Source organism: Stenotrophomonas sp. STEN020, from assembly GCF_056760195.1.
Genome location: NZ_JBRREI010000034.1, coordinates 22003 through 39052, shown reverse-complemented (window position 1 = coordinate 39052; position 17050 = coordinate 22003). Strand labels below are relative to the sequence as shown.

Below are 17050 nucleotides of genomic sequence, written 5' to 3'. Positions count from 1 at the left end.
TAGGGGAATGCCGGCCAACCCTGTCTGTAATGTGAATGGGTTGGCATCATCTAACACCTTTTTTACACGCTTGACCACTGCCGAAAAGTCTGGCATTACAGCTGTAAGCGGTTACATGCATCAGATTGAGGTTGTTATGAAACGTAAGAGTTCCTGGTGGGGGCGGCTGGCCCTGGTCGTGGCGGCTATCGCCACGGCAGGTGTGCTTCACGCCGAGGATTCGCGTGGCATCAGCGCAGCCGGCTACCGCTATTACGAAGTGGGTGATCTCGACGCACCGCGCCCGGGCAAGACCGAGGCCGCCATGATGTTGATGGGGGGGGGCGACTGGGTGCCGGAGGCCTTCCACTGGTGGGTTGAACGCGCCGGGCACGGCCGCGTGGTGATCCTGCGCGCCTCTGGTGACGACAACATGCAGAAGGAGCTGTACTACGACATCGGCGGTGTCACCGCTGTGCAGACGCTGGTGTTCGATAGTCGCAAGGCGGCCGATGATCCGGCAGTGCTGCGTGTGGTGCGTGGCGCCGATGCGATCTTCATCGCCGGCGGTGACCAGTCGCGCTACATACGCTTCTGGAAAGGCACCGAGCTCAATAATCTGCTCAATGAGCATGTCCGTGCTGGCAAGCCGATCGGCGGTACCAGTGCTGGCTTGGCCATCCTCGGTGGCTACGCTTATGGCGCGCTGGACGGTGGCAGTGTCAACTCACCGGCCGCTTTGAGCGACCCGATGGGGAGCAAGGTGACCATGGACCGGGATTTCCTGACCATGCCCTACCTGTCCAACGTAGTGACCGATACCCACTTCGCCAAGCGCGATCGTCTGGGGCGCTTGATTGTGTTTGTCGCCCGTGCCGCGCAGGAAAAAGGCAAGGACGATATTGTCGGCATCGGCGTCGATGAAGACACCGCCCTGTGCGTGGAGGCGGATGGCCGTGGCCAGGTGTATTCCTTGAACGATGGCTATGCCTGGCTGGTGATGCCGCAACGCACGGCGGATCGCTTGAGCAATGGTGAGCCCTTGGAATTCAGTTCTATTCCGGTCACTGGCGTGGGTGCAGGCAGTCGTCTGCATCTGGATGGGTTCAGGGTCGACAACGCTGCCTTCACTGCGATGGCCAGCGTGGTCGATGGCGAGTTGGAGCTGCATCCCAACTGAGCGCTAGCGATCAACAGACAAAGGGGCTTCGGCCCCTTTTTTGTTGCCCTTGGGAGTGGCTGCTGCAGGGGCAGAATGCAGGCGCGGGCTCGGCCGGTGTCAGAAAGAGGGAGTGGGCGACTTTGGTGACTGTTCAGAGTGGCTGGCACCTGCCTAGAATCGGGGTTCCATTCGGGAGTGAAGAAACATGAAGCTGACTTCTGCAGTACTGCTGGGCCTGGCGTCGCTGTCCTCGGGAGCTGCCGCGGCAGCCGAGGTTTCTCCCTTGCTGGTCATCCACGGTGGGGCAGGGGTCGAGCGCAAGGATTTCAGCGCTGCAGAAGAGCGTGCAGCACGCGCGGCGTTGACGGAGGCATTGCGCCAGGGCCATCAGGCTTTGGTTGCGGGCAAGCCTGCGCTGGATGCAGTGACTGCCGCGATCACCGTGCTGGAGAACGATCCGACCTTCAATGCAGGCCGGGGCGCGGTGTTCACCCATGATGGCAAGAATGAGTTGGATGCCTCGTTGATGGATGGCGCCACGCTGCGTGCCGGTGCTGTCGCCGGCGTGCATACCGTCAAGAATCCGATCTTGCTTGCGCGCGCGGTGATGGAGCATTCCCCGCACGTGATGATGGTGGGGCAGGGCGCGGAAATGTTTGCCGCCGAGCAGAAGATCGAACTGGTGGATCCGTCCTACTTCCGTACCGAGAAGCGCTGGGAGCAGTTGCAGCGCGCTTTGAAGGAAGAGGCTGCAGGGCAGGCGCATGTTGACCTGGAAACCGCCAAGCATTTCGGCACCGTCGGTGCGGTTGCGCTGGACAACCAGGGCAAGCTTGCAGCGGGCACTTCCACTGGTGGCATGACCAACAAGCGCTATGGACGTGTTGGCGATTCGCCGATCATCGGTGCTGGCACCTATGCCAGCGACCAGTGCGCGGTATCAGGCACGGGCTGGGGTGAGTACTACATCCGCCTGTCCGTCGCGCATGAGATCTGTGCACGCATGAAGTACTTGAAGGAAACAGCTGCACAGGCGGGCGATGAAGTGATCGTCAAGCGCATCCCCGAGCTCGGTGGTGATGGCGGCGGCATCGTGTTGTCTACCGATGGCAAGGCTGCGATGCCGTTCAACACCGAAGGCATGTATCGCGGCTGGATTGGTGCAGATGGTGTGCCGCACGTGGCGATTTTTGCCGACGAAAAGATTAAGATGCCCGGCGAGTGATCGGCACCGCCGGTGCAGAAAAAGAAATTTCACCGAATGTGAAGATTTCTGTTGACAGCATCGGCGTTGATCACCAAAATAGCGAGCTCACCCACCCCTGACCGGCAAGGCCGCGGTCCTCGACAAGGGAGTGGAATGGAGGGATACCCAAGCGGCCAACGGGGGCAGACTGTAAATCTGCTGGCTTACGCCTTCGGTGGTTCGAATCCACCTCCCTCCACCAGTTTTATGTTGTGACGTGTTTTCCCGGTGCGGGAGTAGTTCAACGGTAGAACCTTAGCCTTCCAAGCTAATGGTGCGGGTTCGATTCCCGTCTCCCGCTCCATTGAACGAAACGAAAAAACACGGCATAATAGACAACTCGCTCACGTAGCTCAGTCGGTAGAGCACCTCCTTGGTAAGGAGGAGGTCGAAGGTTCGATTCCTTTCGTGAGCACCATCTTTCGCAGATAGTGCACAACTAACCCTGTTACCGAGAAGAAGCAGCCATGTCCAAGAGCAAGTTCGAGCGTACCAAGCCGCACGTCAACGTCGGCACCATCGGCCACGTCGATCATGGCAAGACCACGCTGACTGCCGCGCTGACCAAGATCGGTGCAGAGCGCTTCGGTGGCGAGTTCAAGGATTACTCCTCGATCGATGCCGCGCCGGAAGAGAAGGCTCGTGGTATCACGATCTCGACCGCGCACGTTGAGTACGAATCTGCTTCGCGTCACTACGCCCACGTGGATTGCCCGGGCCATGCTGACTACGTCAAGAACATGATCACCGGTGCTGCCCAGATGGACGGCGCGATCCTGGTCTGTTCGGCTGCTGACGGCCCGATGCCGCAGACCCGCGAGCACATCCTGCTGTCGCGTCAGGTCGGCGTGCCGTACATCGTCGTGTTCCTGAACAAGGCCGACATGGTTGACGATGCCGAGCTGCTGGAACTGGTCGAAATGGAAGTCCGTGAGCTGCTGAGCAAGTACGACTTCCCGGGCGACGACACCCCGATCGTGCACGGTTCGGCCCGTATGGCGCTGGAAGGCGACCAGAGCGAGATCGGCGTGCCGGCCATCCTGAAGCTGGTCGATGCACTGGACAGCTGGATCCCGACCCCGGAGCGTGACGTCGACAAGCCGTTCCTGATGCCGGTGGAAGACGTGTTCTCGATCTCGGGCCGCGGCACCGTGGTGACCGGTCGTATCGAGCGCGGCGTGATCAAGGTCGGCGAAGAAATCGAAATCGTCGGTATCCGTCCGGTCCAGAAGACCACCGTCACCGGCGTGGAAATGTTCCGCAAGCTGCTGGACCAGGGTCAGGCAGGCGACAACGCCGGTCTGCTGCTGCGCGGCACCAAGCGTGACGACGTCGAGCGTGGCCAGGTTCTGGCCAAGCCGGGTTCGATCAAGCCGCACACCCAGTTCGAAGCCGAAGTGTACGTTCTGTCGAAGGACGAAGGCGGCCGTCACACCCCGTTCTTCAAGGGCTACCGTCCGCAGTTCTACTTCCGTACCACCGACATCACCGGCGCTTGCGAGCTGCCGGAAGGCGTCGAGATGGTGATGCCGGGCGACAACGTCAAGATGACCGTCACCCTGATCAACCCGGTGGCAATGGACGAAGGCCTGCGCTTCGCAATCCGTGAAGGTGGTCGTACTGTCGGCGCCGGCGTGGTTGCAAAGATCGTCGCTTAATAAGCCTGTAGCGCCAGCAGTAAACGCTGTTGGTTGCGCGAAAGGCGGGCCGGGTAACTCGGTCCGCCTTCGCCGTCTAAGGTGATGTGTAACAGTCAAGTCATACGCCAGTAGCTCAATTGGCAGAGCAGCGGTCTCCAAAACCGCAGGTTGGGGGTTCGAGTCCCTCCTGGCGTGCCACTTGCAACTCTCTATCCAGTGACCTTGGTCGCACCAGCTACAAGAGTCGGATGAACAGCAAGATCGAACATTCCAAGTCCGCCGCGTCATCGGGTGGTGATATCGTCAAGTACGTCGGCGCTGCGCTGTTGGTGCTGGCGGGTCTGTTTGTCTGGTTCTGGTTTGCCGATCAGCCGCGTGCTGCCCAGTTGGGCGCGTGGGCCGGTCAGTGGCGTGCGCTGGCAGTGGTTTTGGGTCTGGTGGCTGGTGGTGCAGTGTTCCTGCTGACCACGAAGGGCCGTCAGACAATCGAATTCCTTTCTGAATCCCGTTTTGAGCTGCGCAAGGTTGTGTGGCCGACCCGCCAGGAAGCTATCCGCATGACGTGGGTGGTGGTTGTGGTGGTGATCGTGCTGAGCCTGCTGTTGGGTGGCTTTGATTTCGTGATCCAGAAGCTGACCCAGTGGTTCTTGGGTCGTTAAGGAGATATCTGTGAAGCGTTGGTACGTCGTTCACGCCTATTCAGGTTTTGAGAAGTCGGTTGCGCAGGCGCTGCGTGATCGCATTGCGCGTGACGAGATGCAGGAGCTTTTCGGTGATGTGCTGGTCCCCACTGAAGAAGTGGTGGAAATGCGCGCAGGCCAGAAGCGCCGCTCCGAGCGTAAGTTCTTCCCGGGTTACGTGCTGGTACAGATCGAAACCCACGAAGAAGCCGGTATCCCGCGCATCGACAACGAAAGCTGGCACTTGGTGAAGGAAACCCCGAAGGTCATGGGTTTCATCGGTGGCACTGCCGACCGGCCTCTGCCGATCCAGGACAGTGAAGCCGCTGCCATCCTGAATCGCGTTCAGGAAGGTGTCGAGAAGCCGCGTCCGAAGGTGCTGTTCGAGCCGGGCCAGATGGTCCGTGTCACCGAAGGCCCGTTCAACGATTTCAACGGCGTTGTCGAAGAGGTCAATTACGAAAAGAGCCGCCTGCGCGTCTCGGTGCTGATCTTCGGTCGCGCCACCCCGGTCGAGCTCGAGTTCGGCCAGGTCGAGAAGGCGATCTAAGGCGCTGCGCGCCACCTGTTCAGGTGGCGTCGCAAAAAGCTGCTACAATTTTCGGCTCCCCAATGTGGGAGCAAATCAAGGGCTGCCGCGAGGTGGCCTTTGGTGCGATTTCATAACGCGATGCCGGGACGCGTGATTCCCGGTCCGATGGGGAGCCTGTTGTCGCAAGGCGCTAGCACCCGGAGAGCACTTCAATGGCAAAGAAAGTAGTTGGTTATATCAAGCTGCAGGTAAAGGCCGGCCAGGCCAATCCCTCGCCGCCGGTCGGTCCTGCGCTGGGTCAGCGCGGCCTGAACATCATGGAATTCTGCAAGGCGTTCAACGCCGCAACGCAGAAGCTGGAACCGGGTCTGCCGGTGCCGGTGATCATCACGGCCTATTCGGACCGTACGTTCACCTTCATCACCAAGAGCACCCCGGCGACCACGCTGCTGAAGAAGGCCGCTGGCATTTCTTCGGGCTCGAAGAAGCCGAACACCGACAAGGTGGGCAAGGTGACGCGTGCGCAGCTGGAAGAAATCTGCAAGGCGAAGGAGCCCGATCTGACGGCTGCCAGCCTTGACGCCGCCGTGCGTACGATTGCGGGCTCTGCCCGTTCCATGGGCTTGGTGGTAGAGGGTTAATCTGATGGCACTGAATAAGCGTGAGAAGGCCATCAAGGCCGCCGTTGTCCCGGGTAAGGCGTATGCCTTCGAGGACGCAATCAATATCCTGAAGACCGCCACCAAGGCCAAGTTCGTCGAGTCGATCGACGTTGCCGTGCGTCTTGGCGTGGACGCCAAGAAGTCCGACCAGCAGGTGCGCGGTTCCACCGTGCTGCCGGCCGGTACCGGTAAGTCGGTCCGCGTTGCCGTGTTCGCTCCGGCCGGTGCCAAGGCTGACGAAGCCCTGGCCGCTGGCGCCGAAGCTGTCGGCATGGACGACCTGGCTGAGAAGATGCAGGCCGGCGATCTGAACTATGACGTCGTCATTGCTACCCCGGACGCGATGCGCGTTGTCGGTAAGCTGGGCACCCTGCTGGGCCCGCGTGGCTTGATGCCGAACCCGAAGGTCGGCACCGTTTCGGCCAACCCGGGCGAAGCCGTCAAGAATGCCAAGTCGGGTCAGGTGCGTTACCGCACCGACAAGGCCGGCATCATCCACTGCACCATCGGCAAGGCCAGCTTCGAAAACGGCGCGCTGCAGTCGAACCTGCAGGCACTGCTGGTTGACCTGATCAAGGCCAAGCCGGCCACCTCGAAGGGCCTGTACCTGCAGAAGGTTTCGGTCAGCTCGACGATGGGCCCGGGCGTGACTGTTGACCAGTCCTCGCTGACCCTGAAGTAGTTGTTTGAAGCGGCCTCGGTACCTTTGGTGCCGGGGCCGTCATTTTGAAGGCGTCGCGCAGGTTTACCTGCGTGGAGCCGTCAAAGACCGCAGGCGCGGTCAGCGCATATCGGCGACGGGCACGGAAGCTCGATTTGGCAGGGAGTCGCCGCCGGTACAGCGAGGTCGCTTAATCGATTCGTTCTCGGATCACCCTGCGTAGATGGTGCCGCCCTTCTGGATTTTTCTGGTTCACGTATGTCTGGGTCCGCCCAGGTCTGCACACTCCAGCTCTAGAACGGCCACCACCGGAACATCACCCGATGTTCCCGGCGTCCAGGACGGATGCCGCCCAGGACCGCACACGGCTAGGAGCCGTAAGCGGAATATGTTTGAAGCAGAGATTAGTGGTTCGTTGTCGGCGGTGCGGTTGATCCGCCTGCGCTGGTTCCGAATCCCCAGTCCCCGCTTAAACGGAGGAGTGCAATGGCTCTCAATCTGTCCCAGAAGCAAGAAGTAGTCGCCGAGCTGGCAGACATCGCCGCCAAGGCTCACTCCTTGATCGCAGCCGAATACGCTGGCACCACGGTCGCTCAAATGACCGCGATGCGTAAGCAGGCCCGCGAAACCGGTGTTTTCTTGAAAGTTGTCAAGAACACGCTGGCCTCGCGCGCCGTTGAAGGCACCGATTTCGCAGTTGCAAAAGACCAGATGGTTGGTCCGCTGCTGTATGCGTTTTCGCTTGAGGAGCCCGGCGCAGCCGGTCGCCTGATCAAGGATGCAGCCAAGGGTAACGACAAGCTGAAGGCGAAAGTCGTGGCAATCGGCGGGGAAGTTTTCCCGGCCAGCCACGTCGACGTGCTGGCATCGTTGCCGACCCGTGATCAGGCACTGGCCATGTTGGCCCGCGTCCTGACCGAGCCGGTCACCATGTTCGCCCGCGCCATCAAGGCTATCGGTGAGAAGCAGGAAGGCGGTGCAGCGGAAGCTGCCGAGCCGGCCGCTGAAGCTGAAGCTGTCTAAGCTCGACGTCCACGTGGTTCCGCACGGAACCTCAATCCAGAATATTTTTAAAAGGTAATCAAAATGTCCCTTACCAACGATCAGATCGTCGACGCGATCGCCGAAAAGTCCCTGATGGAAGTGATGGAGCTGGTCAAGGCCATCGAAGAGAAGTTCGGCGTCTCGGCTGCTGCCCCGGTTGCAGTTGCTGCTGCTGGCCCGGCTGCTGTTGTTGAAGAGCAGACCGAATTCAACGTCATCCTGAAGGATGCCGGCGCGAAGAAGGTCGAAGTGATTAAGGCTGTCCGCGCCATCACCGGCCTGGGCCTGAAGGAAGCGAAGGACCTGGCTGAAGCCGGCGGCGTCGTGAAGGAAGGCGCTTCGAAGGAAGACGCTGACAAGTTCAAGAAGGAACTGGAAGCCGCCGGCGCGACCGTCGAGCTGAAGTAATCAGTTCTTGCATCGTCATCGATTCACGGCGATGCAGCCAAGGCTGGGGGCGTAAAGCCCCCGGCCTTTGGTCGTTTCAAATCGTTGTAATGCCGGGCGTGCCTGGCAGGCAATAGAAAGACCAACGTGGCAAGTGTCAGGCGCTGCGCTCCAGACGATGGAGTGACCCGCAGCCGATACAAGCGAGTTGGCAGTTGGAAGTAGCAATAGAAGGCGTGCTGGTGCCGGCAATACCAGCGACTTCCAACTGACAATTTCAAGATTTCCTTACGGGTCGTGGACGCACGGCTCGCACAACAAGGTGGAAGACCTCATGACGTCCTATTCGTACACCGAAAAAAAGCGCATCCGCAAAGATTTCGGCAAGCAGCGCTCGATCCTCGAGGTGCCGTTCCTGCTCGCGATCCAGGTTGATTCGTACCGCGAATTCCTGCAGGAAAACATCGACCCGGCCAAGCGCTCCGACCACGGCCTGCATGCTGCGCTGAAGTCGGTGTTCCCGATTTCCAGCTACAGCGGCAATGCTGCCCTGGAATACGTCGGCTACAAGCTGGGCGACCCGGTGTTTGACGAGCGCGAGTGCCGTCAGCGCGGCATGAGCTACGGCGCGCCGCTGCGCGTCACCGTGCGTCTGGTCATCTACGACCGCGAGTCGTCGACCAAGGCGATCAAGTATGTGAAGGAGCAGGAGGTCTATCTGGGCGAAATCCCGTTGATGACCGACAACGGCACCTTCATCGTCAACGGTACCGAGCGCGTCATCGTGTCGCAGCTGCACCGTTCGCCGGGCGTGTTCTTCGACCACGACCGTGGCAAGACCCACAGCTCGGGCAAGCTGCTGTACAGCGCCCGCATCATTCCGTACCGCGGTTCCTGGTTGGATTTCGAGTTCGACCCGAAGGACGCACTGTTCACCCGTATCGATCGCCGCCGCAAGTTGCCGGTGTCGGTGCTGCTGCGTGCGCTGGGCTACAACAACGAAGAGATGCTGGCCGAGTTCTTCGAGGTCAACACCTTCCACATCAACCCGGACGAAGGCGTGCAGCTGGAGCTGGTGCCGGAGCGTCTGCGTGGCGAAACGCTGAACTTCGACCTGGCTGACGGCGACAAGGTCATCGTGGAAGCCGGCAAGCGCATCACCGCGCGCCACATCAAGCAGCTGCAGGCATCGGGCATTGCTGCCCTGGCCGTGCCGGACGATTACATCGTCGGCCGCATCCTGTCGCACGACGTGGTTGATGCCAACACCGGCGAGTTGCTGGCCCAGGCCAACGACGAAATCAGCGACGAGCAGCTGCAGAACTTCCGCAAGGCGGGCGTTGATGCAGTGGGCACGCTGTGGGTGAACGATCTGGATCGTGGCCCGTACCTGTCCAACACCCTGCGCATCGATGGCACCAAGACCCAGCTCGAAGCGCTGGTCGAAATCTATCGCATGATGCGTCCGGGCGAGCCGCCGACCAAGGACGCCGCGCAGAACCTGTTCCACAACCTGTTCTTCACCTTCGAGCGCTACGACCTGTCCACGGTCGGCCGCATGAAGTTCAACCGTCGTGTCGGCCGCAAGGAAGTCACCGGTGAGTCGGTGCTGTATGACCGCAAGTACTTCGGCGAGCGTAACGACGAGGAATCCAAGCGCCTGGTCGCCGCACACGGCGAAGGTTCGGACATCCTTGACGTGATCAAGGTGCTGACCGAGATCCGCAACGGTCGCGGCGTGGTCGATGACATCGATCACCTGGGTAATCGTCGCGTGCGTTCGGTCGGTGAAATGGCCGAGAACGTGTTCCGCGTGGGCCTGGTCCGCGTCGAGCGCGCGGTCAAGGAGCGCCTGTCGATGGCCGAGTCGGAAGGCTTGACCCCGCAGGAACTGATCAACGCCAAGCCGGTTGCTGCCGCGATCAAGGAATTCTTCGGCTCCTCGCAGCTGTCGCAGTTCATGGATCAGAACAACCCGCTGTCGGAAGTGACGCACAAGCGTCGCGTCTCGGCGCTGGGCCCGGGCGGTCTGACCCGCGAACGCGCTGGCTTCGAAGTGCGCGACGTGCACCCGACCCATTACGGCCGCGTCTGCACCATCGAAACGCCGGAAGGCCCGAACATCGGCCTGATCAACTCGCTGGCCGTGTTCGCACGTACCAACAAGTACGGCTTCCTGGAAACCCCGTACCGCAAGGTGCATGACGGCAAGGTCTCCGACGAGATCGAGTTCCTGTCGGCCATCGAAGAAAACGAGTACGTCATCGCCCAGGCCAACGCCCTGACCGATGCCAAGAACATGCTCACCGAGCAGTTCGTACCGTGCCGCTTCCAGGGTGAGTCGCTGCTCAAGCCGCCGGCAGAAGTCCACTTCATGGACGTCTCGCCGATGCAGACCGTGTCGGTCGCTGCGGCACTGGTTCCGTTCCTGGAGCACGATGACGCAAACCGCGCACTGATGGGCGCCAACATGCAGCGTCAGGCCGTGCCGACCCTGCGTGCACAGAAGCCGTTGGTGGGTACCGGTATCGAACGCGCCGTGGCCCGTGACTCCGGTGTGACCGTGAACGCACTGCGTGGCGGCGAGATCGTGCAGATCGACGCCGGCCGCATCGTGGTCAAGGCCAACGAGAACGAGATCACCGATCCGGCAGATGCCGGCGTGGATATCTACAACCTGATCAAGTACACCCGTTCGAACCAGAACACCTGTATCAACCAGCGTCCGCTGGTGAACGTGGGTGATGTGATCGCGCGCGGCGACGTGCTGGCCGATGGTCCGTCCACCGATATCGGTGAACTGGCGCTGGGCCAGAACATGCTGATCGCCTTCATGCCGTGGAACGGCTACAACTTCGAAGACTCCATCCTGCTGTCCGAGCGTGTGGTCGAGGAAGATCGTTACACCACGATCCACATCGAAGAACTGACCTGCGTTGCGCGTGACACCAAGCTGGGGCCGGAGGAAATTTCCGCCGATATCCCGAACGTGTCCGAGCAGGCGCTGAACCGTCTGGACGAATCCGGCGTGGTGTACATCGGTGCGGAAGTGCGCTCCGGCGACATCATGGTTGGCAAGGTCACGCCGAAGGGCGAGAGCCAGCTGACCCCGGAAGAGAAGCTGCTGCGCGCGATCTTCGGCGAAAAGGCTTCGGACGTTAAGGACAGCTCGCTGCGCGTTCCGCCGGGCATGGACGGCACCGTCATCGACGTGCAGGTCTTCACCCGCGACGGTATCGAGAAGGACAAGCGCGCACGCCAGATCGAAGAAAACGAGATCAAGCGCGTCAAGAAGGACTTCGACGACCAGTTCCGCATCCTGGAAGGCGCCATCTACGCACGTCTGCGTTCGCAGATCGTGGGTAAGGTTGCCAACGGCGGCGCCAACCTGAAGAAGGGTGACGTTGTTTCCGACGCGCTGCTGGACGGCCTGAAGAAGTCCGATTGGTTCACCCTGCGCATGAAGGACGACGACGCGTCCGACGCCATCGAACGTGCCCAGATGCAGATCCAGGCACACGAGAAGGAATTCGAGCGTCGCTTCGCCGACAAGCGCGGCAAGATCACCCAGGGCGACGATCTGGCACCGGGCGTGCTGAAGATGGTCAAGGTGTTCCTGGCCGTGAAGCGTCGCATCCAGCCGGGTGACAAGATGGCAGGCCGCCACGGTAACAAGGGTGTGGTCTCCAACGTGGTGCCGGTCGAAGACATGCCGTACATGGCTGACGGCAACACCGTGGACATCTGCTTGAACCCGTTGGGCGTGCCGTCGCGTATGAACATCGGCCAGATTCTGGAAGTGCACTTGGGCTGGGCCGCAAAGGGCCTGGGCAAGCGCATCCAGGGCATGCTGGAACAGCAGCGTGCGGTCAGCGAACTGCGTGAGTTCTTGGGCAAGATCTACAACCATGACTCGGCCATTTCCGAGCAGCGCGTGGACCTGTCCCAGTTCAGCGACGAAGAACTGCTGAACCTGGCCAAGAACCTGACCGACGGCGTGCCGATGGCAACCCCGGTGTTCGACGGCGCGGCGGAAGAAGAAATCCGCGAGATGCTGAATCTGGCCTACCCGGATGAAGCACCGGAAACCGCTCGCCTGGGCTTCAACGCCAGCAAGACGCAGATGCAGCTGTATGACGGCCGCACCGGCGAAGCCTTCGACCGCAAGACCACGGTTGGCTACATGCATTACCTGAAGTTGAACCACTTGGTCGACGACAAGATGCATGCCCGTTCGACCGGTCCGTACTCGCTCGTTACCCAGCAGCCGCTGGGTGGTAAGGCGCAGTTCGGTGGTCAGCGCTTCGGTGAAATGGAAGTCTGGGCACTGGAAGCCTACGGCGCGGCCTACACCCTGCAGGAAATGCTGACGGTGAAGTCCGATGACGTACAGGGCCGTAACCAGATGTACAAGAACATCGTCGACGGTGAGCACGAGATGGTTGCGGGCATGCCGGAATCCTTCAACGTTTTGGTGAAGGAAATCCGCTCGCTGGCCATCAACATGGAACTGGAAGGCGGTTGATTGCGCAGGCGCTGCTGCATTGATGCAGCCGCGCCGCCAGCACTGACTGACAGCCCATCGACACAGATTTCCTCCTTTCGGAGAACACCATGAAAGACCTGCTCAACCTCTTCAACCAGCAGCGCCAGACGCTGGACTTCGACGCGATCAAGATCGCGCTGGCCTCGCCGGACCTGATCCGTTCGTGGTCCTTCGGCGAAGTGAAGAAGCCGGAAACCATCAACTACCGTACCTTCAAGCCGGAACGTGACGGCCTGTTCTGCGCCGCCATCTTCGGACCGGTCAAGGACTACGAGTGCCTGTGCGGCAAGTACAAGCGCATGAAGCACCGCGGCGTCGTCTGCGAAAAGTGCGGCACCGAAGTAACCCTGGCCAAGGTGCGCCGCGAGCGCATGGGCCACATCGACCTGGCATCGCCGGTCGCGCACATCTGGTTCCTCAAGTCGCTGCCGTCGCGCATCGGCCTGATGCTGGACATGACCCTGCGTGACATCGAGCGCGTGCTGTACTTCGAAGCCTACGTGGTGACCGAGCCGGGCCTGACCGCCCTGGAGCGCCGCCAGCTGCTGACCGAAGAACAGTACCTGCAGGCACGCCAGGAGCATGGCGATGACTTCGACGCCGCCATGGGCGCCGAGGCCGTCTACGAACTGCTGCGCACCATCGACCTGCAGGCCGAAATGGTCCGCCTGCGCGAGGAAATCGCCTCGACCGGTTCGGAAACCAAGCTCAAGCGTCTGACCAAGCGCATCAAGCTGGTCGAAGCCTTCCTCGAGTCGGGCAACCGCCCGGAGTGGATGGTGATGACCGTGCTGCCGGTGCTGCCGCCGGATCTGCGCCCGCTGGTTCCGTTGGACGGTGGCCGCTTCGCGACCTCGGATCTGAACGATCTGTACCGCCGCGTCATCAACCGTAACAACCGTCTGCGTCGCCTGCTGGAGCTCAACGCTCCGGACATCATCGTGCGCAACGAAAAGCGCATGCTGCAGGAATCGGTTGACGCCCTGTTGGACAACGGCCGTCGCGGCCGTGCCATCACCGGCACCAACAAGCGCCCGCTCAAGTCGCTGGCCGACATGATCAAGGGTAAGCAGGGTCGCTTCCGTCAGAACCTGCTGGGCAAGCGCGTCGATTACTCGGGCCGTTCGGTGATCACCGTGGGTCCGTACCTGAAGCTGCACCAGTGCGGCCTGCCGAAGAAGATGGCGCTTGAGCTGTTCAAGCCGTTCGTGTTCGCCAAGCTGCAGCGTCGTGGCCTGGCCACCACCATCAAGGCAGCCAAGAAGCTGGTTGAGCGCGAGGAAGGCGAAGTCTGGGACGTCCTGGAAGAAGTCATCCGCGAACATCCGGTGCTGCTGAACCGTGCGCCGACCCTGCACCGACTGGGCATCCAGGCGTTCGAACCGCTGTTGATCGAAGGCAAGGCCATCCAGCTGCATCCGCTGGTCTGTACCGCATTCAACGCCGACTTCGACGGTGACCAGATGGCCGTCCACGTACCGCTCTCGCTGGAAGCCCAGCTGGAAGCGCGTGCGCTGATGATGTCCACCAACAACATCCTGTCGCCGGCCAACGGCGAGCCGATCATCGTGCCGTCGCAGGACGTCGTGTTGGGCCTGTACTACATGGCTCGCTCGCTGGTGAACAAGCAGGGCGAGGGCATGGTGTTCGCGAACACCGACGAAGTGAAGCGTGCCTACGACAACCGCCTGGTTGAACTGCACGCCCGCGTCAAGGTGCGCATCGTGCAGGTCGAGCGTGACGAAGACGGCAACAAGGTCAAGAAGACCTCGATCGTCGACACCACCGTCGGCCGTGCACTGCTGAGCGAGATCATGCCGGAAGGCCTGCCGTTCGAGCTGTGCAACACCGAGATGACCAAGAAGAACATCTCGCGCCTGATCAACCAGAGCTACCGTCTGCTGGGTCTGAAGGACACCGTGGTGTTCGCCGACAAGCTGATGTACACCGGCTATGCCTACGCAACCCGCGCCGGCGTGTCGATCGGCATCGACGACATGCTGATCCCGGACGAGAAGAAGGGCATCCTCGGCGAAGCCGAAGCCGAAGTGCTGGAAATCCAGGAGCAGTACCAGTCCGGTCTGGTCACCGCCGGCGAGCGCTACAACAAGGTGGTCGACATCTGGTCGCGCACCAATGAGCGCATCGCCAAGGCGATGATGGAAACCATTGGTACCGAGAAGGTCGTGGGTAGCGACGGTGAGCTGGTCGACCAGAAGTCGATGAACTCGCTGTACATCATGGCCGACTCCGGTGCCCGTGGTAGCCAGGCACAGATCCGTCAGTTGGCCGGTATGCGTGGCCTGATGGCGCGTCCGGATGGCTCGATCATCGAGACGCCGATTAAGGCGAACTTCCGTGAAGGCCTGAACGTGCAGGAGTACTTCAACTCCACCCACGGTGCCCGTAAGGGTCTGGCCGATACCGCGTTGAAGACGGCGAACTCGGGTTACCTGACCCGTCGTCTGGTCGACGTGGCACAGGACGTGGTGATCACCGAGGTCGATTGCGGTACCTCCGAAGGCCTGACCATGATTCCGATCGTGGAAGGCGGCGACGTGGTTGAGCCGTTGAAGGACCGCGTGCTGGGTCGCGTTGTGGCCGAGGACGTGTTCCTGCCGGGCAACGACGAAGATCCGATCGTGACCCGCAACACCGTGCTCGACGAGCAGTGGGTGAACAAGCTGGAAGAAGCCGGCGTGCAGACCATCAAGGTCCGCTCGACCATCACCTGCGCCTCCTCCTTCGGCGTCTGTGGCCTGTGCTACGGCCGCGATCTGGCCCGCGGCCACATCGTCAACATCGGTGAAGCGGTCGGCGTCATCGCCGCTCAGTCGATCGGTGAGCCGGGTACCCAGCTGACCATGCGTACGTTCCACATCGGTGGTGCGGCATCGCGTGCGGCTGCGGTTGACAACATCACCGTCAAGACCACCGGTTCGGTGAAGTTCTCCAACCTGAAGCACGTCGAGCAGGCCAGCGGTTCGCTGGTTGCGGTCTCGCGTTCGGGTGAAATCTCCGTGCTCGACCCGCATGGTCGTGAGCGTGAGCGTTACAAGCTGCCCTACGGTGCCAGCATCGGCGTCAAGGACGGTGCAGAAATCAAGGCTGGCCAGACCGTGGCCAACTGGGATCCGCATAACCACCCGATCGTGTCCGAAGTGGCCGGTTTCGTGCGCTTCATCGACTTCATCGATGGCGTGACCGTGATCGAGAAGACCGACGAACTGACCGGTCTGGCCTCGCGCGAAATCACCGATCCGAAGCGTCGTGGCTCGCAGGCCAAGGATCTGCGTCCGCTGGTCCGCATCGTCGATGGCAAGGGCAATGACCTGACCATCCCGGGCACCGACCTGCCGGCACAGTACCTGCTGCCGCCGCGCTCGATCGTCAACCTGCAGGATGGCGCGCCGGTAGGCGTGGGCGACGTGGTTGCCAAGATCCCGCAGGAAGCCTCGAAGACCCGTGACATCACCGGTGGTCTGCCGCGCGTTGCCGACTTGTTCGAAGCCCGCAAGCCGAAGGACCCGGCGATCCTGGCCGAGCGTTCGGGTATCATCAGCTTCGGCAAGGACACCAAGGGCAAGCAGCGCCTGATCATCAAGGACACCGATGGTTCGGAGCACGAAGAGCTGATTCCGAAGTACCGTCAGATCATCGTGTTCGAAGGTGAACACGTGACCCGCGGTGAAACCGTGGTGGACGGCGAGCCGAGCCCGCAGGACATCCTGCGCCTGAAGGGCGTGGAAGAGCTGGCCCGTTACCTGGTCAAGGAAATCCAGGACGTTTACCGCCTGCAGGGCGTGAAGATCAACGACAAGCACATTGAAGTGATCTCGCGTCAGATGCTGCGCAAGGTGGAAATCGTTGACCAGGGCAGCAGCAAGTTCCTCAATGGTGAGCAGGCCGAGCGCCAGCGCGTCATCGAAGAGAACGTCAAGCTGGCCGCACGCAACGAGCTGCCGGCCCGTTTTGAGCCGGTGCTGCTGGGTATCACCAAGGCATCGCTGGCAACCGAGTCGTTCATTTCGGCGGCTTCGTTCCAGGAAACCACCCGTGTGCTGACCGAGGCTGCCGTGCGCGGCACCTCCGATGGCCTGCGCGGTCTGAAGGAAAACGTGATCGTCGGCCGCCTGATTCCGGCGGGTACCGGCCTTGCGTACCACGCCCAGCGCCGCCGTAACGCGTCGGGTCTGACCGATTCGGAAATCGCAACCCTGGCCGGTCCGGCCGTGGTCGCTGAACCGGCGGTCGTGGCACCGGAAGCTGAACCGGCGACCGGTGAAGAGTAAGTAGTTTGATCGGCCGGTCCGCTCGCGGACCGGCAGTTCGACCTGAACGGGGTATATGGAGATCCCCCTGTAACAGCTCTGGATCAGGGCTGGCTTGGCATGGGCTTGTTTGACTGGGCTCTTGACAAGTTGCTACAATCGTCTGTCTCAGCAGGCCAAAATTTTGGCCTGCTTTACAATTTCCGCATCCTGGCCGTTTTTTGCGGCCCCAATCAGAAG

The 17050-nt window shown here is 61.2% G+C and carries 11 protein-coding genes and 4 tRNA genes; all 15 read left to right on the top strand.

Annotation, left to right across the window (positions count from 1 at the left end; all coding sequences use genetic code 11):
- The first annotated feature begins 115 nt into the window (after positions 1–115).
- On the top strand, positions 116–1159 hold the full coding sequence (locus ACVOLZ_RS14625; protein ID WP_481516759.1) for a cyanophycinase: 1044 nt from the start codon (positions 116–118) through the stop codon (positions 1157–1159).
- 187 nt (positions 1160–1346) lie between these two features.
- Complete coding sequence (locus ACVOLZ_RS14620; protein ID WP_481516758.1) at positions 1347–2366, top strand: isoaspartyl peptidase/L-asparaginase family protein; 1020 nt, start codon at positions 1347–1349, stop codon at positions 2364–2366.
- Positions 2367–2503: 137 nt separating this feature from the next.
- Positions 2504–2589: transfer RNA gene (locus ACVOLZ_RS14615), tRNA-Tyr, on the top strand.
- Positions 2590–2617: 28 nt separating this feature from the next.
- Positions 2618–2691, top strand: a tRNA-Gly gene (locus ACVOLZ_RS14610).
- Between the two features lie 38 nt (positions 2692–2729).
- A tRNA-Thr gene (locus tag ACVOLZ_RS14605) sits at positions 2730–2805 on the top strand.
- A 49-nt stretch (positions 2806–2854) separates the two neighbouring features.
- Complete coding sequence (tuf, locus tag ACVOLZ_RS14600; RefSeq protein ID WP_481513040.1) at positions 2855–4045, top strand: elongation factor Tu; 1191 nt, start codon at positions 2855–2857, stop codon at positions 4043–4045.
- Between the two features lie 104 nt (positions 4046–4149).
- A tRNA-Trp gene (locus ACVOLZ_RS14595) sits at positions 4150–4225 on the top strand.
- Positions 4226–4275: 50 nt separating this feature from the next.
- Entirely contained in the window at positions 4276–4686 is a 411-nt protein-coding gene (secE, locus tag ACVOLZ_RS14590) for a preprotein translocase subunit SecE (protein WP_346498829.1), read from the top strand.
- A gap of 10 nt (positions 4687–4696) precedes the next feature.
- Complete coding sequence (gene nusG / locus ACVOLZ_RS14585; RefSeq protein ID WP_057630031.1) at positions 4697–5257, top strand: transcription termination/antitermination protein NusG; 561 nt, start codon at positions 4697–4699, stop codon at positions 5255–5257.
- A 194-nt stretch (positions 5258–5451) separates the two neighbouring features.
- Entirely contained in the window at positions 5452–5880 is a 429-nt protein-coding gene (rplK, locus tag ACVOLZ_RS14580) for a 50S ribosomal protein L11 (RefSeq protein ID WP_057630030.1), read from the top strand.
- 4 nt (positions 5881–5884) lie between these two features.
- Entirely contained in the window at positions 5885–6583 is a 699-nt protein-coding gene (gene rplA, locus ACVOLZ_RS14575) for a 50S ribosomal protein L1 (protein WP_481516757.1), read from the top strand.
- 465 nt (positions 6584–7048) lie between these two features.
- The gene (gene rplJ / locus ACVOLZ_RS14570) at positions 7049–7585 is read left to right on the top strand and encodes a 50S ribosomal protein L10 (protein ID WP_481516756.1); all 537 of its coding nucleotides are present in this window, start codon (positions 7049–7051) and stop codon (positions 7583–7585) included.
- Positions 7586–7648: 63 nt separating this feature from the next.
- Complete coding sequence (gene rplL / locus ACVOLZ_RS14565) at positions 7649–8014, top strand: 50S ribosomal protein L7/L12 (RefSeq protein WP_303749025.1); 366 nt, start codon at positions 7649–7651, stop codon at positions 8012–8014.
- Between the two features lie 313 nt (positions 8015–8327).
- Complete coding sequence (gene rpoB, locus ACVOLZ_RS14560; RefSeq protein WP_481516755.1) at positions 8328–12518, top strand: DNA-directed RNA polymerase subunit beta; 4191 nt, start codon at positions 8328–8330, stop codon at positions 12516–12518.
- Between the two features lie 89 nt (positions 12519–12607).
- On the top strand, positions 12608–16831 hold the full coding sequence (rpoC, locus tag ACVOLZ_RS14555) for a DNA-directed RNA polymerase subunit beta' (protein ID WP_481516754.1): 4224 nt from the start codon (positions 12608–12610) through the stop codon (positions 16829–16831).
- Positions 16832–17050 lie beyond the last annotated feature (219 nt).